The 18,917-nt window shown below is 72.8% G+C and carries 18 protein-coding genes; 8 read left to right on the top strand and 10 right to left on the bottom strand.

From position 1 onward, the window contains the following. Positions 1-134 precede the first annotated feature (134 nt). From ACIRB7_RS09310 to lnt, 5 genes are all read left to right on the top strand, one after another. On the top strand, positions 135-1,961 hold the full coding sequence (locus ACIRB7_RS09310) for a SpoIIE family protein phosphatase (RefSeq protein WP_403594687.1): 1,827 nt from the start codon (positions 135-137) through the stop codon (positions 1,959-1,961). Positions 1,962-2,077: 116 nt separating this feature from the next. Continuing rightward, the gene (locus tag ACIRB7_RS09305) at positions 2,078-2,707 is read left to right on the top strand and encodes a hypothetical protein (protein WP_403594684.1); all 630 of its coding nucleotides are present in this window, start codon (positions 2,078-2,080) and stop codon (positions 2,705-2,707) included. A 269-nt stretch (positions 2,708-2,976) separates the two neighbouring features. Next, positions 2,977-3,492, top strand: coding sequence for a hypothetical protein (locus tag ACIRB7_RS09300; protein ID WP_403594681.1), 516 nt, complete (start codon positions 2,977-2,979; stop codon positions 3,490-3,492). Positions 3,493-3,637: 145 nt separating this feature from the next. Next, on the top strand, positions 3,638-4,084 hold the full coding sequence (locus ACIRB7_RS09295) for a nuclear transport factor 2 family protein (protein ID WP_403594678.1): 447 nt from the start codon (positions 3,638-3,640) through the stop codon (positions 4,082-4,084). A gap of 444 nt (positions 4,085-4,528) precedes the next feature. Next, positions 4,529-6,091: an apolipoprotein N-acyltransferase gene (lnt, locus tag ACIRB7_RS09290; protein WP_403594675.1), complete on the top strand. Its 1,563-nt coding sequence runs from the start codon at positions 4,529-4,531 to the stop codon at positions 6,089-6,091. Here lnt and ACIRB7_RS09285 read toward each other — a convergent pair. Both ACIRB7_RS09285 and ACIRB7_RS09280 read right to left on the bottom strand, forming a co-directional pair. Then, on the bottom strand, positions 6,036-6,941 hold the full coding sequence (locus tag ACIRB7_RS09285) for a Gfo/Idh/MocA family protein (protein WP_403594672.1): 906 nt from the start codon (positions 6,939-6,941) through the stop codon (positions 6,036-6,038). The genes lnt and ACIRB7_RS09285 overlap by 56 nt on opposite strands. 53 nt (positions 6,942-6,994) lie before the next feature. Beyond that, the gene (locus ACIRB7_RS09280; protein ID WP_403594670.1) at positions 6,995-8,185 is read right to left on the bottom strand and encodes an FAD-dependent monooxygenase; all 1,191 of its coding nucleotides are present in this window, start codon (positions 8,183-8,185) and stop codon (positions 6,995-6,997) included. A gap of 91 nt (positions 8,186-8,276) precedes the next feature. Between ACIRB7_RS09280 and ACIRB7_RS09275 the strand changes: the two genes are divergently transcribed. The 3 genes from ACIRB7_RS09275 to ACIRB7_RS09265 all read left to right on the top strand — a co-directional run bounded on the left by ACIRB7_RS09275 (position 8,277) and on the right by ACIRB7_RS09265 (position 10,236). Further along, positions 8,277-9,074 (top strand): TetR/AcrR family transcriptional regulator, encoded by a 798-nt coding sequence (locus tag ACIRB7_RS09275; RefSeq protein WP_403594667.1) that lies wholly within the window; start codon positions 8,277-8,279, stop codon positions 9,072-9,074. 35 nt (positions 9,075-9,109) lie between these two features. Continuing rightward, complete coding sequence (locus tag ACIRB7_RS09270) at positions 9,110-9,646, top strand: DinB family protein (protein ID WP_403594664.1); 537 nt, start codon at positions 9,110-9,112, stop codon at positions 9,644-9,646. 95 nt (positions 9,647-9,741) lie between these two features. Further along, entirely contained in the window at positions 9,742-10,236 is a 495-nt protein-coding gene (locus tag ACIRB7_RS09265) for a hypothetical protein (protein ID WP_403594661.1), read from the top strand. A 34-nt stretch (positions 10,237-10,270) separates the two neighbouring features. Here ACIRB7_RS09265 and ACIRB7_RS09260 read toward each other — a convergent pair whose 3' ends face one another. The 8 genes from ACIRB7_RS09260 to ACIRB7_RS09225 all read right to left on the bottom strand — a co-directional run bounded on the left by ACIRB7_RS09260 (position 10,271) and on the right by ACIRB7_RS09225 (position 18,907). Continuing rightward, entirely contained in the window at positions 10,271-10,744 is a 474-nt protein-coding gene (locus ACIRB7_RS09260) for a hypothetical protein (protein ID WP_403594659.1), read from the bottom strand. Positions 10,745-10,812: 68 nt separating this feature from the next. Beyond that, positions 10,813-11,496, bottom strand: coding sequence for a uracil-DNA glycosylase (gene ung, locus ACIRB7_RS09255; RefSeq protein ID WP_250766037.1), 684 nt, complete (start codon positions 11,494-11,496; stop codon positions 10,813-10,815). A 103-nt stretch (positions 11,497-11,599) separates the two neighbouring features. Beyond that, the gene (locus tag ACIRB7_RS09250; RefSeq protein ID WP_403594656.1) at positions 11,600-13,177 is read right to left on the bottom strand and encodes an ABC transporter substrate-binding protein; all 1,578 of its coding nucleotides are present in this window, start codon (positions 13,175-13,177) and stop codon (positions 11,600-11,602) included. A gap of 148 nt (positions 13,178-13,325) precedes the next feature. Beyond that, the gene (locus ACIRB7_RS09245) at positions 13,326-14,093 is read right to left on the bottom strand and encodes an SDR family oxidoreductase (protein WP_403594654.1); all 768 of its coding nucleotides are present in this window, start codon (positions 14,091-14,093) and stop codon (positions 13,326-13,328) included. A 29-nt stretch (positions 14,094-14,122) separates the two neighbouring features. Next, complete coding sequence (fabG, locus tag ACIRB7_RS09240) at positions 14,123-14,884, bottom strand: 3-oxoacyl-ACP reductase FabG (protein ID WP_403594651.1); 762 nt, start codon at positions 14,882-14,884, stop codon at positions 14,123-14,125. A 193-nt stretch (positions 14,885-15,077) separates the two neighbouring features. Beyond that, the gene (locus ACIRB7_RS09235) at positions 15,078-15,461 is read right to left on the bottom strand and encodes a DUF3037 domain-containing protein (RefSeq protein ID WP_403594648.1); all 384 of its coding nucleotides are present in this window, start codon (positions 15,459-15,461) and stop codon (positions 15,078-15,080) included. Then, positions 15,458-16,300 (bottom strand): HipA family kinase, encoded by an 843-nt coding sequence (locus ACIRB7_RS09230; protein ID WP_403596134.1) that lies wholly within the window; start codon positions 16,298-16,300, stop codon positions 15,458-15,460. The genes ACIRB7_RS09235 and ACIRB7_RS09230 overlap by 4 nt, the downstream gene beginning before the upstream one ends. Before the next feature lie 138 nt (positions 16,301-16,438). Further along, positions 16,439-18,907, bottom strand: a complete 2,469-nt coding sequence (locus tag ACIRB7_RS09225) for an MFS transporter (RefSeq protein WP_403594645.1) — start codon at positions 18,905-18,907, stop codon at positions 16,439-16,441. Positions 18,908-18,917 lie beyond the last annotated feature (10 nt).

The following is an 18,917-nucleotide window of genomic DNA, read 5'->3' as shown; positions in this document are numbered from 1 at the left end:
GCCTCGACCGCCCGCCCTGCCCGCTTCCGCACGCCGTACCCGCCGAGTCCTGGGGCTGAAACGAGCCAATCCGCCGGCAACAGGTGCATGCTGGGCCTCAACACCGATCGAGTTCCTGTCTGGAGGTCGAAGGAGTGAACGGCGGCAAGGGGAGACGGCGCCTGCCCGGCCGCGCCGCGGCAGGGAGGGGCGCCGTGGCGCGCCGCTCGGCCGGTGCCCGCAGACGGCTCGGGCCGAGCGGCGGTGAGGTCCCCCTCGACCGGATCACCACGCGTGGTCGGCTGGCCTGGCTGAACTCCGCGGGGTCCAGGATCGGCACCACCCTCGACCTGGAGCGCACCGCCCAGGAGCTGGCCGAGTTCACCGTGCCCCGCTTCGCCGACGGCGCCGCCGTCGACATCCTGGAGAGCGTCCTCCGCGGAGACGAGGGCGCACGGTGGACGGGTACGGGCGTGCCGCCCATGCGGGCCACCGCGCTCTCCGCCGTCGAGGAGCTGTCCTCCCTCGAGCCCACTCCGGTGGGCGAGGCCTCCGCCCGTGCCGAAGAACCGCACGAGACGCTGCTCCACCGCTACTGCCTGGGGCAGGGCCGCCCGGTGCTGGTGAGCCGTATCAGGCACGACGACTACGTCAAGATCGCGCCCACGGAGAGTGCCGCGGCGAAGATGCGGGCCGCCGGAGTGCACAGCTATCTCGCGGTGCCGCTGATCGCCCGCGGGCTGCTGCTGGGCAGCGCGGACTTCGTCCGCGGCCCCGGAAGGCCGCCCTTCTCCCCCACCGACCTCGCCCTGGCGGAACAGCTGGCCTCCCAGGCCGCCGTCTACATCGACAACGCGCGGCTGTACGGGCGCGAGCGCGAGCACGTCGTCTCACTCCAGCGCACTCTGCTGCCGCGCGCGACCCCGGTGACGCCCGGGCTGCGCGTGCTGGCGGAGTACGCGCCCTCGAGGGCCCATCACGGTGTGGGCGGGGACTGGTACGACGTCATGGCCCTGCCCGGCGGACGCACGGCCCTCATGGTGGGGGACGTCATGGGCCACGGGCTGCCCGCCGCCGCCACCATGGGGCGCCTGCGGACCGTGGCCCGCACCCTGATGACCCTGGACATGGCTCCGGAGCGTGTCCTGGCCCGGCTCGACCTCGCCACGCGTGACCTGGAGGACGAGCAGGTCGCCACCTTCCTCTGCGCCGTGTTCGACCCGGCCGACTCCACCTACACGCTGGCCAGCGCCGGGCATCTGCCCCCGCTGCTCCTCGACGGGCAGGGCTCCGCCGAGTTCGCGGACGTACCCGTCGGCGCGCCGCTCGGCGCGGGGGTGATTCCGTACGACCCGATCCGTCTGAAGGTACCGGCGGGCGGAAACCTGGTCATGTACACGGACGGCCTCGTCAAGTCCCGGCACGAGGACCTGGACCACCAGTTGGACCGGCTGCGCTCGGCCGTGCGCGGACTGGCGCCCGGGGCTCTCGAAGGCGGCGGCTTGATCGGGTGCGCCCCTGCCGGCGCCGCCCGTTTCGACGAGGCCGTGCTCCTCGTCGCGACGAACGCCGCGAACGTCTCGGATGCCTCGGACGCCTCGGACGATCCCGCGGATCTGCGCGAGTGGCAGTTGCCGCAGGAAGGGCGTGCGGCGTCCGTCGCCCGAGGCCTCGTCAAGGACCAGCTCGCCGCGTGGGACCTGACGGAACTCGCCGACGCGTGCGAACTCGTCGTCTCGGAGCTCGTGGGCAACGCCCTGCGGTACGGCAACGGTCCGGGCCGACTCCGGCTGCTGCGCGGTGAGCGCCTCGTCGTGGAGGTCTCGGACACGGGCCCCGACCTGCCCCAGATCCAGCACGCGGATCTCAGCGACGAGGGCGGCCGGGGGCTGCAGCTCATCAACATGCTGTGCCGCCGGTGGGGTTCCTGCCGCACCGTCACCGGCAAGGTGGTCTGGGCGGAACAGAACCTGCCCTCCTGAGGACGGCCCGGAACACGGTCAGGTTTGACCGGGCGACAAGCGGCAAGGCGAGTTCACAGGCGCCCAGCAAGCACTGACGAACAGCCAGCCAGGAGTCACCGTCCAGGAAGGCAGTCATGTCGACCCTGACCATAGTTCTCATTCTCGTGGTGCTGGTGGCCGTCGTCGTGGGAGCCGCTGTGCTGCTCCGGGCCCGCAAGGGCGCGGGCAGCGGCGCGCGGTCCCTCCGGCGACGCTTCGGCCCCGAGTACGACCGCACCCTCGAACGGCACGACGGCGACAGCGAGTCCGCCCACCGCGACCTGCTCGGGCGGGTCGAGCGGCACGGTGGCATCCGGCCTCTGCCGCTGGAGCCGGCGGTCCGCGAGCAGTACGTCGCTCGATGGACCACGCTCCAGGAGCGCTTCGTCGACGCGCCGCGGCAGGCCGTCGCCGACGCCGACGAGCTCCTCGCGCATACCGCCGCGTCCCGGGGTTTCCCGGATCCCCAGCGGCGTGAGGAACAGCTCGACGCCCTGTCGGTGCACCATCCGCACCATGTGGAGGGCCTGCGCACGGTACGCCGTGCGGCGCACTCCGAATCCGCCTCCACCGAGGAGTTGCGGGAGGCACTGGTGCACGCACGGGCCCTGTTCGAGGACCTGACAGGAGCCGGAAGTCCGGCCGGTACCAAGGCCGCTCGGACGCGCACGTCGTCCGCGCGTGACCGCGGGCATCTCCTCAAGCCGAAGGGAAGTGGCGCGTGATGGAACGGGAGAACCGGGATCCGCGGGCAGTGGGCGGGGCCGAGGGAGACGGGCGGCGCGCATCCACGCCGTCCAGGCCCCAGGCCGCCGCGGGTGGCGCCGGTGCACCGGCGTCCGCCGGCAATGGGGGTGTCCCTTCCCCGGCCGCGTTCGCCCGGCGCGCCGGCTCTCCGGCGGAACCCCCGCCCGCACCTCCGGCGGACGCGCCCCGGCCGCCCGCCCCGCTCACCTCGCCTCCGGTGGCGCTGTCGCAGGCGCCACAGTCCGCCGTGCCGTCCGAGGACCCCGGTGCCACGGGCCGGAGCGGTGGGAGCCGCACCGACGCTCCCGCCCCGACCCCCGCCGCACCGCGCGGACGGGACACGACGGACCGGCAGGACGTCGGCCACGCTTCCGACGACGGCCACAGCCTGGGGCGCGGTGACGGAAGCGAGCAGGTCAGCGGTGTGGGTGGCCCCGCATCCGGTACGGGGCAGGCGCCCGGCGCCGGTGACGGCCCCGGCACGCAGCTGCTCGGTGACGTCGAACGCGACGTTCTCGGACAGCGTCTGCATCACGCGCTCGCCGGGTTCGTCGACTCGCCCCACGACTCGGTCGCCGAGGCGGCCGAGATCCTCGCCGAGGCGGAACAGCAGCTCATCGCCGCGCTGAAGGACCGTCGCGAGGCGTTGCGAGCGGGCTGGCAGCCCGCGGGCGACGCGGGTGGCCGGGGCGCGGACACCGAGCAGCTCCGGCTCACCCTGCGGACCTACCGTGAGGTGACGGAACGGCTGCTCCGGGCGTGACCGGTACCACCCCTCGCACAGGGCGGGAGCCCCCAGGATCTCCTGGGGGCTCCCGCCCTGTGTGCTTCGAAGCCAGCACCCCCGGCGACGGCGCGGGACGCGCACGCCTCTTGGCCCCGGGCGCCGGCTGCCCGACACTGAGCCGATGACGCAGCGCGTGGACCTCGCGACCGTGATGGACCGAATCGCCGTCGACGACCTGATCACCGGGTACGCGGCAGCCGTGGACGACGCCGACTGGACCGCCTACCGGGCCCTGTTCGCCCCGGCCGGCCGGGCCGACTACCGGGGGTCGGGCGGGATCGAGGGCCCGGCCGCCGAGGTCGCCGACTGGCTCGCCGAGACGATGACGCTCTTCCCCGTACGCCAGCACCTCATCGTGAACCGGCGGGTCCTCTTCCGGGAGCCGCCCGGGTATCCGGAAGCGGGCGACGCGGCGGACGTCCGCGCCGACTACGTCAACCCGATGCGGTTCGCCTCCGGCGAGGACTTCGTCTGCGGGGGCCGCTACGCGTTCACGGCCCTGCGGACCGCCGAGGGCTGGCGGCTGCGCTCGGTCGTCGTCGACGAACGCTGGCGCCGCCACGCATGAGCCGGGCCGGGCCGCGCCCGCGCCGGCCCGGCGACGTACCGCCGGTCCGGCCGTACCCCGCCGGGCCCGGGGGCCGCGCACGCGCCGGGCGGCGCCGAATCCGCCGGTCCGGCCATGCCTGGCGCGGCGCCCGGCGCAGGTTCCCTCCAGGCCGCGCCCGGCCCCGTCACGCCCGACACTGAAGGCAAGGGCGGGAGGCATGCCATGCGAAGTCCGTTCGGGGGCGGGGAGCGGCACCCGGCCGAGGCCGCGGCTCAGGGTTCCGGACCGGTCCGGGGCTGGGCACGGCTGCGCCGGGGTGGCCGGACGCCCGGCCCGACCCGGTCGCCCAGCTCGGGCCAGGGGTCGGCGCTGCGGGGTGAAAGCGCTCCCGCTTCCGGGGCGGGCCGGCGGGGCGGGCACGCCACCGCCTCCGGGGCGGGCCGATGGGGCGGGCGCGCCACCGTGTCCGGGGCGGGACGGTGGCGTGGTGGTGGGCGGGGGGTGCTCGCCGTCGGTTGTGGCGCGTTGCCCGCGTTCGCCTTTCCCGCGCCCGGGCTGTGGTGGTGGGCGTATCTCGCGCTCGTCCCGTGGCTGCTGCTCCTCCGTACGGCTCCGGGGGCGCGCCGTGCCGGCCTCGACGGCTGGCTGGGTGGCGTCGGTTTCGTGCTCGCCGTCCATCACTGGCTGCTGCCCAGCCTGCACGTCTTCCTCCTGCCGCTCGCCGCGCTGCTCGGGCTGCTGTGGCTGCCGTGGGGCTGGCTCGTACGGTCCCTGCTCGGTGGTGTGCCGTCTCCGGCGCGGGCCGCCGCGGCCCTGCTGGCGGTGCCGTCGGGCTGGCTGCTGATCGAGCTGGTCCGTTCCTGGGAGGGTCTGGGTGGCCCGTGGGGGCTGCTCGGGGCGAGTCAGTGGGAGGTTCCGGCGGCGCTGCGGCTCGCCTCGGTCGGCGGGATCTGGCTGGTGAGCCTGCTCGTGGTGGCGGTGAACACCGCCGTGGTCCTGCTCGTGGCGGCGCCGGGGCCGCGCGCCGTCGGGGTCGCGGGGCTCGCGGCCTGCGCGCTGGTCGCGGGCACCGCCGCCTGGGGCGTCGGGGCGCCGGCCGAGAACGGGACGGTACGGGTGGCCCTCGTACAGCCGGGGGTGTTCGGCGGCCCGGACGGGCCCGAGCAGCGGTTGGCCCGGGCCGAGGAGCTGACACGCGCCCTCGCGGGGCAGCGACTCGATCTGGTGGTCTGGGGCGAGAGCGGCGTCGGCGTCGATCCGGCCGGCCGGCCCGAACTCGCCGCCCGGCTCACCGCCCTGTCCCGCGCGGTCGACGCGCCGATCCTGGTGAACGTCGACGCGCGGCGCGCCGACCGCTCGGGCATCTTCAAGAGCGCCGTCCTGGTCGCCCCCACGGGGCTCACGGCTGAGCGTTACGACAAGATGCGGCTCGTGCCCTTCGGCGAGTACGTCCCGGCGCGCGAGGTCCTGGGCTGGGTGACGTCGGTCGGCAAGGCCGCTCAGGAGGACCGGCGGCGGGGTACGACGCCGGTCGTGATGACGCTGCCCGCCCCCGGCCCCGACGGCGCCCAGGGCCTGAGGGTCGGACCGCTGATCTGTTTCGAGTCCGCCTTCCCCGACATGAGCCGGCGTCTCGTCAAGGACGGTGCCGGGCTCCTGGTCGTCCAGTCGGCGACCAGCACCTTCCAGGAGAGCTGGGCACCCGCCCAGCACGCCTCCCTCGCGGCCTTGCGGGCGGCGGAGACGGGCCGGCCGGTCGTCCACGCGACCCTCACCGGCGTCAGCGCCGCGTACGGCCCCGACGGGCGCCGGATCGGGCCCGTCCTCGGTACGGACGCGAGCGCCGTCGCCGTCCGCGAGCTGCCGCTGTCGGGGACGACGACGGGCTATGTCCGGTGGGGCGACTGGCCGTTGTACGGGGCGCTCGTCGTGGTGGGGGCGGTGTGCGCCGCCGAGGGCGCCGGGGCCTTCAGGAGGCCTGGGCCAGCGCCTCGCGTACGACGCGCTCGCACAGCTCGTGGGTGAGCAGGGCGTCCCGTGCGTCGAGGACCCGCCCGTCGCGTACGGCGTCGAGGAAGGCGAGGACGGCCTGCTCGATGCCGCGCTGGCGGGCCACCGGCACCCAGTCGCCGCGCCGCCGCAGGGTCGGCTGCCCCTTGTGGTCGACGACGTCGGAGAGGTTGAGGACCTGCCGCTTGGTGTCCTGGCCGGAGACCTCCAGGATCTCCTCGGTGGAGCCGTTCATCCGGTTCATCATGCCGATGGCGGTGAAGCCGTCGCCGGAGAGCTGGAGCACGACGTGGTGCATGAGGCCGCCGCGGATCCGGGCCCGTACGTCGACGTGGTCGACCTCGCCGGGGAGCAGGAACCGCAGGGTGTCGACGACGTGGATGAAGTCGTCGAGGACGAACGTGCGGGGGTCCTCGGGCAGGCCGACCCGGTTCTTCTGCAGGAGGATCAGCTCGCGCGGGTGCTCGACGCACTGGGCGTAGGAGGGCGCGAGGCGCCGGTTGAAGCCGACGGCGAGGGAGACCGACCGCTTCTCGGCGAGTTCCACGAGCCGCTCGGAGTCGGCGTACTCGTACGCGAGGGGCTTGTCGACGTACGTCGGGACGCCCGCTTCGAGGAGGCGGGCGGCGATCTCCGCGTGAACGGCGGTCGGCGCGTGGACGAAGGCCGCGTCGAGCCCGGCGGCGAGCAGCGAGTCGAGGTCGCGGTGGCGCTGGGCGGCCGGCAGGTGAAGGACGTCGGCGACCCGGTCGAGGGTGGCGGCTGTGCGGGTCTGGAGGTGGAGTTCGACCCCGGGGAGGGCGGCGAGGACGGGCAGGTACGCCTTCTGCGCGATGTCGCCGAGTCCGATGCAGCCAACCTTCACGGGGTCTCCCTTGTCGTGTCCACCGGCCCGCCGACGCGGGTCGTTCGCGCCGGTCAGCTTACGCGGGAGGCGTCAGCGACCGGCGGGTGCCAGTCGGCGATGCCGTCGAAGCCGCGCAGGACGAGGCCGGGCCCGAATCGGGAGACGGCGCCGACGACGGTGGAGCGCAGGGCGACGGCGGGGCGGGCGGAGAGCATCGTGAGGGCTCCGGTGCGGGCGGCCTTGCGGACGATGGCGGTGGTGCGCGGCAGACGGTCGGCGGTGTAGGCGGCGAGCGCGCGGTCCGGGACGAACTCGGCGGCGGAGCGGGCGTGGTGGGCGAGGACGACGGCGTCCTCGATCGCCTGGTTCCCGCCCTGGCCGAGGCTCGGCATCATCGCGTGCGCGGCGTCGCCGAGGAGGGCGACGCGGCCGCGGTGGAAGGCGGGCAGCGGGTCGGGCAGGTGGTGGACGTCGTGGCGCAGGACCTGGGCGGGGTCGGAGGCGGCGAGGATGTCGGGGACGGGGTGGTGCCAGTCGCCGAAGAGGCGCAGCAGTTCGGCCTTCTCGTCGTCGGGGGCGCGGCCGCCGGCGGGGGCGGTGGCCATGGCGTACGCGTAGATCCGGCCGTCCTTGAGGGGCTGGGTGCCCCAGAGTCGTCCCGCTCCCCAGGTCTCGTGCGGGGCGAAGGGCCGCTCGGGGGCGGGGACGACGACCCGCCAGGTGGTGCAGCCGGAGTACCGGGTGCCGGGGTGCTCGGGGAAGAGCGCGTGCCGCATCGCGGAGCGGATGCCGTCGGCGCCGACGACGAGTTCGGCCTCGATCTCGCCCTGCGGGGTGGTGAGGCGGGCGGGGCGGCGGGTGTCGCCGGGGTCGACGAGTGTGGCGGGCGCTGCGGTGCGGACGGTTCCGTCGGGGAGGGCCGAGGTGAGGATCTCGACGAGGGTGGCGCGGTGCAGGAGGACGAGCGGGCCGCCGAAGCGCGCGGCGGCGGCCTTGGCGTTCGTCCGGGCGAGCCAGCGGCCGTCGGGGGCGCGCATGCCGCCGTCGCCCTGCCAGGCGGCGAGGTCACGGACGTGGTCACCGAGGCCGATGACGTCCAGGGCGCGCTGCGCGTTCGGGGCGAGGCCGATGCCGGCGCCGACGGGGGCGAGGTCGGCGGCGCGTTCCAGGACGGTGACCTGCCAGCCGTTCCGGTGGAGGGCGACGGCGGCGGTGAGCCCGCCGACGCCCGCTCCGACGACGAGGGCGCGGTGCTGTTCCATGAGGGCTCCTCGGAAGGGGAACTACATCTGTAGTGCGTCCGACTCCATGACCGTACTACAGATGTAGTCGCCCGGGTATTAGGTTGTTCCCATGAGCACATCCGCCACCTCCCCCGCAGCCGACGCCAGTGACGCCGCCGGCGCCTCCACCGCGGCCGACGCCGGCCCGGAGGTCCCCGCCGCCTCCCGCGCCGAGCGGATCGGGGACGCCGCCCTCGATCTCCTGGTGGAGCGCGGCATGCGCGGCCTGACGCACCGCGCCGTGGACGAGCGGGCGGGGCTGCCGCAGGGCTCGACGTCCAACCACGCGCGCACCCGACAGGCCCTCCTGGAGACGGCCGTACGACGTCAGGTGCAGCTGGAGGCACGACTCCTGACCCCCGACGAGCTGCCGGGCGCGGGCGGCGGCGCCCCCCGCGCGGACACCGGCGCACTCGCGGGCCCCGGCGCACGCGCGGGCACGGACCCCCTCGTGGACACCGGCACCCCCGCGGACACCGACGCCCTCGCAGACCCCGCCGCACCCGTGGACACAGACGTCGTCGTGGACGTACTCGCCCTCGCCCTGCACCGCTATCTCACCGACCACCGCGCCCTGCTCGTCTCCCGCTACGAGCTGGCCCTCGAAGCCACCCGACGCCCAGAGCTCCGCGCCTTCTTCGACTCCGCGGGGTCCGTCTTCCGCGGACCGCTGGTCGCGATGGCGGCCGCGGCCGGCTCGACGGAGCCCGAGCGGCACGCGCTCTCCCTCATCGCCTGGGCCGAGGGCCTGATGTTCTCCTGCGCCGTCGGTTCCTTCCATTCCGCCGTGCCCAGCCGCGCGGAACTGCGCGTCGGCATCGGCGAGTTGCTGCGGGGGATGCTCGGTGACCGACCCGCCCGGGGGTGACAATGCGCTGGCACGAGCGGTGCACATGGGGGACGATGCCGCGCATGACCATCGAACGCACCGAATCCGTCCCCCGCGTCGACCCGTCCACCACCTCGGGCGAGCGCGAGGCGCTGGAGCAGTGGCTCGACTTCCATCGCGCGACCCTCGCGAGGAAGTGCGAGGGGCTCGACGACGCCCAGCTGCGCACCTCTTCCGCCCCGCCCTCCGACCTCAACCTCCTCGGTCTCGTCCGGCACATGGCCGAGGTGGAGCGCGGCTGGTTCCGCCGCGTGCTGGCCGGCGAGGAGGCCGGTTGGATCTACTCCACCGAGGAGGACCGCGACCGGGACATCCACGCCAAGGACGAGGACACCTACGAGGAGGCCTACGCGACCTGGCAGGCCGAGATCGCCCACGCCCGCACCCTGGCCGCGCCGCGCGGCCTGGACGACCTGGGCGTCGGGAAGCACCGCAGCGGGCGGACCTTCAACCTCCGGTGGATCTACCTCCACATGATCGAGGAGTACGCCCGTCACAACGGCCACGCGGACCTCATCCGGGAGCGGATCGACGGCGTGACCGGCGACTGAGCGGTCAAGTCCGGTCCCGCGGCGCCTCACCCGTGCGGGGCATTCCCCGCCGGTAGGGGCGCGAAGATCACCGCGGGACCAGCAGAGTGGCGCGGGTGCATGGAACCCGAACCACAGCGAAGATCCTGGTCGGGGCGGCCGTGGCCGCCCTCGCGGGCTGCGTCTCGGTGGACGCCCCGCCGACGGCGCCCGCTCCCGCTCCCGTCGCGGAGACCGTACGCCCCGCCCAGGACGTGGCCCCGCAGATGATCGAGGGCCCGGCCCGCGAGGCCCTCGAAGCGGCGCTGCCCGCTCCCCTGCCGTCCGCCGTGCCCCGCGCGGCACCCACGTCGGACGTACACCGGCGGGCGGCGCCCACGCCCCGGGCCGAGGCGCGGCGACCCGAGGCCGTACCGCACCAGCGCGCACGCGAACGTGAGCGCCCGCGCCCGACGGCCCGTCCCGCACTCCCCGAGCTGCCGGAACTGACCGGACTGCCGAAGAGCCCGCCGGTGTCCCGGGCGGACGTCTGCGAACTGGGTGAGCGGTACGGGGGCTGGGCCCCCGGCAGCGACCCGTCGAGGATCTGCCACGGCACGTACGGCCGCTGAACCGCCCCCGGGCCGCTGACCGCGCTGACCCCGCTCACTCCGCGCGGAGTCGCCGCTCCAGGCGCTCGATGGCGGCCCGTACGCCGTTCCCGTAGCCGTCGTCGTCCAGGTGGTTCGAGGCCACGCGGGCCCGGTCCAGATGGATGCGGGCGGCGTCGAGCTGCTGGAGCTTCACGTAGTCGGCGGCCAGGTTGAGGTGGAGCGAGGGGTACAGCGCCCGGAGCGCGACGGCCGAGTCGTGCGCGGCGAGCCGCTCCTCGGCGAGCCCCTCGGCCGCGCTCAGGGCCCGGAGGTCCCAGGCCAGCTCGGTGTCGGGGTCGTCCTGGGCGTCCGCCATGTAGTGCGCGAGGGTGCAGCGGTGCAGGGGGTCCCCGTCGGGGCCGATCTGCTGCCAGAGGAGACCGAAGCGGTTGCGGGCCTCCTCGCGGTCCCCGCCGTGGAGCAGCATCATGGCCTGCCCGATCCTGGTCATGACCCCGTCGTCCGACACCTGCTGCTGCTCGGTCACCGCGACCTCCACCGCTCACCACTGGGAGGGTCGACGCTAGCCGCACCCGGCCCCGATCGGGCCGAGGCTCAGCCGAGGTCGGGGATGCGCCAGTCGATCGGCTCGTGTCCCTGGGCGGCGACGGCCGCGTCGATCTGGGTGAAGGGCTGCGATCCGAAGAACTTCTTCGCCGAGAGCGGCGAGGGGTGGGCGCCCTTCACGACCACGTGCCGCTCCTCGTCGATGAGCGGCAGCTTCTTCTGCGCGTAGTTGCCCCAGAGGACGAAGACGGCGGGGTCGGGCCGCGAGGCGACGGCGGTGATCACCGCGTCCGTGAACTTCTCCCAGCCCTTGCCCTTGTGCGAGTTCGCCTCGCCGGAGCGGACCGTCAGCACGGCGTTGAGCAGGAGGACACCCTGCTCGGCCCACGGCATCAGATAGCCGTTGTCCGGAATGGGGTGCCCGAGCTCGGCCTGCATCTCCTTGTAGATGTTCCGCAGGGAGGGCGGGGTCTTCACACCGGGCCGGACCGAGAAGCAGAGACCGTGCCCCTGCCCCTCGCCGTGGTAGGGGTCCTGACCGAGGATCAGGACCTTCACCTTGTCGTACGGCGTGGCGTCGAGGGCCGCGAAGACCTCGTCCTTCGGCGGGAAGACCGGCCCCCGCGCGCGCTCCTGCTCGACGAACTCGGTGAGCTGCGCGAAGTACGGCTTCCGCAGCTCCTCGCCGAGAACGTCTCGCCAGGACTCGGGCAGCATGCTGGTGTCGGTCACGGTCTACAACCTCCGGTGGACGTTCCTGTTTCTCGTCCAGAACCTACCGGGGGCCACTGACAGTGGCCCCCGCAGGCTCCCGCAGGCCGTCTTCCGCCGGCTTCTACCAGCTGGCCCGGCGGTGCAGCTGCCAGAGCTGCATGACCGTCTGGGGGTCGAGGGCGACCTCGCCGCCGCCGATGTCCTCACGGGCCGCGATGTACAGCTTGCCCTGCCACAGCGGCAGCAGCCGGACGTCCTGGACCATGATCTCCTGGGCCTCGACGAACTCGTCCGTGACGGTCCCGCGGTCGCTCTCGCGGCGGGACTTCGGGAGCAGTTCGCCGGTGATCCTCGCGTTCACGTAGGGCGTGCCGAGGACGTTCTCCGCGCCGATGAAGGGGGCGACGAAGTTGTCCGGGTCCGGGAAGTCGGGGAACCAGCCGCGGCCGAAGACCGGGTAGTCGCCCTTCTGGTAGCCCGCCTGGAACTCCTTCCAGGGCTTGCCCTGCACGGTGACCTTGAAGAGGCCGGACTCCTCCAGCTGGCGCTTGAGTTCGTTGAACTCGGCGGCCGTGGAGGAACCGTACCGGTCCGTCGTGTACCAGAAGGTCAGCTCGACGGGCTCGGTGATGTCCGCGTCACGCAGGAGCTTCTTGGCCTTCGCGGCGCTCGGCGAACCGAAGCGGTCGTAGAACTTGGTGGTGTGAGCCGCGATGCCCTTGGGCACCATCGAGTACAGGGGCTCGGCGGTGCCCTGGTAGACCTTGTTGACCAGTTCGTCGCGGTCGACGAGCTGGGCGATGGCCTTGCGGACGGCGGGCTTGGCGACCGACGGGTCCTGCGTGTTGAAGACGAGGTAGCGGATGTCGGCGCCGGTCGACTCGACGAGCTGCAGGCCCTTGTTCTCGGGCTTGTCCTCCTGGAGTGCGATGACCTCCTCGGCGGTGAGGCCGCGGTAGGTGGCGTCGATCTCCTTCTTCTTCAGCGCGGCGACCATCGCGTCGGACTGGTCGTAGTACCGGATGGTCACGCCGCCGTTCTTACGGTCGGCGAACCCCTTGTAGGTGGGGTTCTTGGTGAGCTCCGCCGTCTCGCGCTCGGTGTACGAGTCGAGGACGTACGGTCCCGATCCCGTGACCTTGCCGTCCTTGCGCAGGCTGTCGGCCGGGTACTCGGCCGGGTCCACGAGGGACATGGCCGGCGTGGCGAGGACGAACGGGAAGGTGGCGTCCGACTTGTTGAGCCGGAAGACGATGGTCCTGTCGCCGACGGTCTCGATCTTGTCGAGCGAGCCGAGCATCCCGTTGGGGCCACCCTTGTGGTTGATCGTGCGGATGCGCTCGATCGAGTACTGCACGGCCTTGGCGTCCAGCTTGTGCCCGTTGGAGAACGTGAGGCCGTCGATGAGTTTGCACTCGAAGACCCGGCTGGCGGTGTCGGTGAACTTGCAGTCGGCGGCGTCGGAAGCCGGGGTGGTACTTCCCGTCGGGAAACTCACCAGGGTCTGGTAGACATTCCGGAAGAGCTCCCAGGAATTGTCCCAGGCGGCGGCCGGATCAAGCGTGGTGGGAGAACTCGTCGTACCGATGACGAGCCTCTGATCCCCGGCGGAGTCACTGTCCGAGAAGACACTGCATCCGGACACCAGGGATATGGACACAAGGGCTGCAGCGGCCTGCAGACTGGTCCGGTTGAACACGTGCACGCTCCTCGTTCAGCCAGGGGTCGGCCGACGATACCGCAGCACCCCGCCAGGTCAATCGTCGAGTCTGACGGGGCACTTGAGGCATTCATTACTCAACCGGGCGTAATCCGGACACCGAATCCGGAAAGTGTCCGATTATCGGTCACCCGACTCCGGCGTTCAGGAAAATCCCGCCGTCGACGACCAGCGTCTGACCGGTGATCCACTCCGACTGCGAGGAGGTCAGGAAGGCGGCTGCGCCGCCGATGTCCTCGGGCTCGCCGAGCCGGCCGAGCGGATAGGCGGCGGCCGCCTCCGCCTCACGGCCCTCGTACAGAGCCTGCGCGAATTTCGTCTTCACGACGGCCGGGGCAATGGCATTGACCCGCACGAGCGGGGCGAATTCATGGGCCAGCTGAATGGTCAGATTGATCATCGCGGCCTTACTGATTCCGTAAGCGCCGATAAAGGGCGAGGCCGAGACACCGGCGACCGACGCGATGTTCACGATCGCTCCGCCGTGGTCCTTCTGCCAGGCATGCCAGGTCCGCTGGGCGAAGCCGAGCGCGGAGACCACGTTGGTCTCGAAGACCTTGCGAGCCACCCCGAGGTCGAGGTCGGCGATCGGACCGAAGACCGGATTCGTACCGGCGTTGTTGATCAGGAAGTCCACCCGGCCGAAGCCGTCCATCGCCGCCTCGACGGCGGCGGCCTGGTGGGCCTCGTCGTGGGCCTTGCCGGGGACCCCGATCGCCCGGTCGGCGCCGAGCCGCTCGACGGCCTCCTTGAGGGCCTCCTCGCCCCGCCCGGTGATGACGACCCGGTCGCCGCGGGCGACGAGCGCCTCGGCGATGCCGTACCCGATGCCCCGGCTCGCGCCGGTGACGAGGGCGACCTTGCCGGACAGCTCCGGCCGTGCCTGTGCGGTCATGTGCGTCCTGTTCCTCTCGCTGCCGGTCGTCAGTTGAGCGGGCCGCCGGCCACGTACATGACCTGGCCGGAGATGAAGCCCGCGTCGTCGCCCGCGAAGAAGGCGATCGCGTGGGCGACATCCTCGGGGCGGCCGACCCGCTGGACCGGGATCATGGACGCGGCGGCCGCCTGGAAGTCCTCGAAGCCCATGCCGACGCGCTCGGCGGTCTGCGCGGTCATCTCGGTGACGATGAAGCCCGGGGCGACGGCGTTGGCCGTGATGCCGAACTTGCCGAGCTCCTTGGCGAGGGTCTTGGTGAGGCCCTGGAGACCGGCCTTCACGGCCGAGTAGTTGGCCTGGCCGCGGTTGCCGAGCGCCGAGGAGGAGGAGAGCGAGACGATCCGGCCGAAGCCCGCGTCCACCATGTGCTTCTGACAGGCCTTCGCCATCAGGAAGGCACCCTTGAGGTGCACGTTCATGACGAGGTCCCAGTCCGACTCGGACATCTTGAACAGCAGGTTGTCGCGGAGCACACCCGCGTTGTTGACGAGGATCGTCGGCGCGCCGAGCTCGGCGGCGACACGCGCGACGGCGGCCTCCACCTGGGCGCTGTCGGAGACGTCGCAGCCGACCGCGAGAGCGGTGCCGCCCGCGGCGGTGATCTTCTCGACGGTGTCCTTGCAGGCCGCCTCGTCGAGGTCGAGTACGGCGACGGCGCGGCCCTCGGCCGCGAGGCGGAGCGCGGTGGCGGCGCCGATTCCCCGTGCGGCACCTGTGACGACGGCTACGCGCTGCTCGGTGGTGGACATGCTTGGTTCTCCTCGCCCTTGGATCGTCCCTGGTCGCGGTCGAACCGGTCACCCGCTCCTGCGTCCCGCACATGAGCGACCGCTTAGTATCGTCCGCAGACGTGACGCTAGAAGCCCTGGCACCCGGTGTCAACGGCCCATCGGGTGCACCCGGTCACTCCGTGTCGCGGGAGTCGCGAGCGGGCGCGCGCGCTCAGCGCACGAGCAGGTCGAGCAGCCGCTCCACCTCGGCCTCGGGGTCGGCGGTGAGCCCGGTGTGCACGGGCCCCGGCTGGACGACGGTGGAGCGGGGCGCGATCAGCCAGCGGAAGCGGCGCCCCGCGTCGTCCGGCGCGGCCTGACCCGCGGCGTCTCCCCCCATGCAGACGCCCTCCACGGCGCGCAGCGCCGCCCGGACACCAGTCACGTCCGCCGCCGGGTCGAGCACCGACAGCTTCGTCTCGTCCAGATGCGTGCGGGCGGCGACGAAGGAGCGGGCCCGGCAGTAGACGACCACCCCGGCGTTGAAGCACTCGCCGCGCTCGACCCGTGGCACCACGCGCAGCAGCGCGTACTCGAAGACATCGCGGTCGGTCACGGGGTGGTGTCCTTCTCGGTGGGGTGCGGCCGGGGCGCGAGACGTTCGGCGAGCCAGCCGGGCGGCTGCTGCGGCCGGTTCTCATGGCGCGGGCCGAGCGTGATCCGCTCGTGGATGGTGGCGGCGCGGGGCAGCAGCGCCTCGACGTAGGCGGCGCGCACCGCGTCCGTACTGTCGAAGCCCGGTTCGTCGACGATCCACTCGTCGGGTACGTCGGCAGCGACGGCGTCGAGCAACTCGCGGGTGACGAGCGGCGCGAGCTCGGCGGCCGCGGCGGCGATGTCCGGCGAGAAGGGGGCGAGGGCGTGGTCGGAGGCGTCGTACGGCTTGGCGGCGGAGGCCTGGGCGCCCGGCCAGTTGTGGTGCCAGATCATGGTGGCACCGTGGTCGATGAGCCACAGGTCGCCGTGCCAGACGAGCATGTTCGGGTTCCGCCAGGACCGGTCGACGTTGTTGATGACCGCGTCGAACCAGACGACCTTGCCGGCCTCCACGGGGTCCACCTCGTACGCCAGCGGGTCGAAGCCCAGCGATCCGGGCAGGAAGTCCATCCCCAGGTTGAGCCCGCCGCTCGCCTTCAGCAGCTCCTGCACCTCCTGGTCGGGCTCGGAGAGCCCGATGACCGGGTCGAGCTGCATGGCGACGAGCTCCGGCACCCGCAGCCCGAGCCTGCGGGCGAGCTGCCCGCAGACGACCTCGGCGACCAGGGTCTTGCGCCCCTGACCGGCGCCGGTGAACTTCATGACGTACGTGCCGAGATCGTCGGCCTCGACGATCCCGGGGAGCGAGCCGCCCTCACGCAGGGGCGTGACATAGCGGGTCGCTACGACCTCTTCCAGCACTTTCCCAGCCCATCCATCTCTTCAGCCTGTCGGCCTCCGGCAATGAAATGAGCATAGGCATCGGACGTGAGCGCGGCGCCACCTCGGCGACCGCGGCGTACTTGTGCCCGTGCCGCCCAGCACCCTTCGGGCCGGTCAGGAGTAGAGGTAGATCACCTCGCGGCGGCTGCGGCTCGCGACCAGGGCGGCCACGACCAGGAACGCCGCCGCGCCCCACCAGACCGCGGCCGGAACATCTCCGGCATGCCCGACCCACGCGTGGCCGCCGCCCCCGTACAGAAGAGTGGGCAGCGTCATGCCCACCACGGTCCCCGCCTGCAGCACGGCATGGACCGTTCCGGCCATGCCGCCGGTGTCCTCGGCCATGACTTCGGTGGCCGCGCTGAGCAACGTTCCGCTGGACAGGCCGAGCCCGACGGCGCAGAGGGCCAGCCCGCCCCCGATGGTGGCGAAGTACAGCTCGTACTCGGCGAAGCTGAGCAGCACCAGGCCACCGGCTGTCAGGAGCAGCCCGCCGGACAGGCGGGCGACTCCGCTGAGGCGGGGGGCGAGCAGCCGGGCGCTGATGAGAAAGACGATCAGGGCCGCGAGTCCCACGGCGAAGACCTCGTTCCAGCCGTTCATGACGGAGAACAACATCTGCCCCTGTGTCAGTACGGCCAGCGGGACCGCGATCAGGCCGAGCGCGATGACGGCGCCTCTGCGGCTGGGGTCCTGCCATACGTACGGCGGGAGGATCGGCGTGGGTGTCCGGGTCTGCGACCAGAGGAAGGCGGCGAGGAGCAGCACACCTGCGGCGCACGAGCCGATCATGACCGGCACGTTCCAGCCCAATGCGGCGGCCTGGACCATGGAGTACGCGAGCGCGACGAGACCGAGGGAGCCGAGCGCGGCGCCCAAGGGGTCGAAGAAGGCCGGGGAGCGGCGCGTACGGTCGCGTACGACAGCGGCGGCGGCGATGAGGACGAGCAGCGTCAGGGCGGCGAGGATGTAGAAGCAGGCCCGCCACGCCACGTACTGGTCGAGCTCCCTGGCCAAGGGGAGCGCGAACAGCGGGCCGCCGATGCCGGCCAGGGAATACGTTCCGAACGCCTTGGTGCGGGCCGAGCCCTCAGCGGCCGTGACGGTCAGGCCGAGCGCGGCCGGGGTCACCAAGGCCGCGCCGGCGCCCTGCAGAACCCTGGCCCACAGCAGCACGTCGACGCCGGGTGACGCACCGCTGACGACACCGGCTGCCACACAGGCGGTCAGTCCGATCAGCAGGGTCGCTCTGCGGCCGATGAGGTCGCACAGGTGGCCGCCGATCAGGAGCAGACCGCCGAAGGCCAGGAAGTAGCCGGAGTACACCCATGCCATGTCGCCGGTCGAGAGCGCGCTGTCCATGACGACGTGTTCGAGGACGACGTTCGAGCCGAGTGCCGCGTCCAGCACCACGAGCAGCTGCGCGAGGAACGCGAGGAGCAGGGTCCCTCGGCTCCTGGGGGGCGGGGCCGCGGGGGCGGACGGGTGCGCAGGTGTGGTCGGGACGTAGCCGGGCACGGGCGGGGACGGTGTGTGCGGAGCGGACGCGGGGGGTGCCGCGTCCGAGGGCCGTGCGTGCGCGGGGGATGCCGCGTCCGTGGGCTGTGCGTGCGGGGCGACGGCCGCCGGAGGGGCGGATGCCGCCTGCGCGGGGATCCGCGGGTCGGCGACCGGAGCCCGCGTCTCCGGGGCGAAGTCCAGCAACCGCGCCGCATGACGGCCCAGCTGAGCGAGTACGGCCCCCGGCAGCCACTCCCCGGCACTCGGGGAAGCCGTCCGCCCGGCGATCTCCGCGGGCGTCGGCCGCTGCGCCGGATCCTTGTGCAGACAGGCCCGTACGAGATCCAGCAGTCCTTCCGGTACGCCGACGAGATCCGGCTCCTCCTCCGCGATCCGGAACAGATGGGCGTTCAGGCCGGTCGTGCCCGCGCCGAAGAGCAGCCTCCCCGTGGCCGCGTACACGAGAACCGCACCCAGGCAGAACACATCGCTCGCCGGGGTGAGTTCGAGACCCCGCACCTGCTCGGGCGACATGAATCCGGGCGAGCCGATCAGCATCCCGGTGTGCGTGAGCAGGCTGTCGGAGGTCAGGCTGTCCATGGCGCGGGCGATACCGAAGTCGATGACGCGCGGACCGTCGACGGTCACCAGGACGTTGGACGGCTTGAGGTCCCGGTGGATCAGACCCGCGCCGTGCACGGCCGACAGGGCCTCGGCGAGGCGGTGGGCCAGGATCTGTACCGACTGCTCGGGCAGCGGGCCGAAGTCCTTGGCGACCACGGTCGTCAGGTCGGGTCCGGGGATGTACTGCGTAGCGACCCACGGCACTTGGGCGTCCGTATCGGCGTCGAGCACCGCGGCCGTCCACGCCCCGCCGACCCGCCTCGCCGCCGCCACCTCCCGCGCGAACCGCTTGCGGAACTCGGGGTGCGCCGCGTGTTCGGCCTGGACGACCTTCACCGCAACGGTCCGGCCGGCTTCCGAACGGCCCAGATAGACCAGTCCCATGCCGCCGGCGCCGAGGCGGGCGATCAGGCGGTACGGGCCTATCCGGGTCGGGTCTTCCGTGATCAGCTGGTCCACACCAGGACGG

Source organism: Streptomyces sp. NPDC093795 (assembly GCF_044764665.1).
Classification (GTDB): domain Bacteria; phylum Actinomycetota; class Actinomycetes; order Streptomycetales; family Streptomycetaceae; genus Streptomyces.
This window is presented reverse-complemented; position numbering and strand designations above follow the sequence as displayed.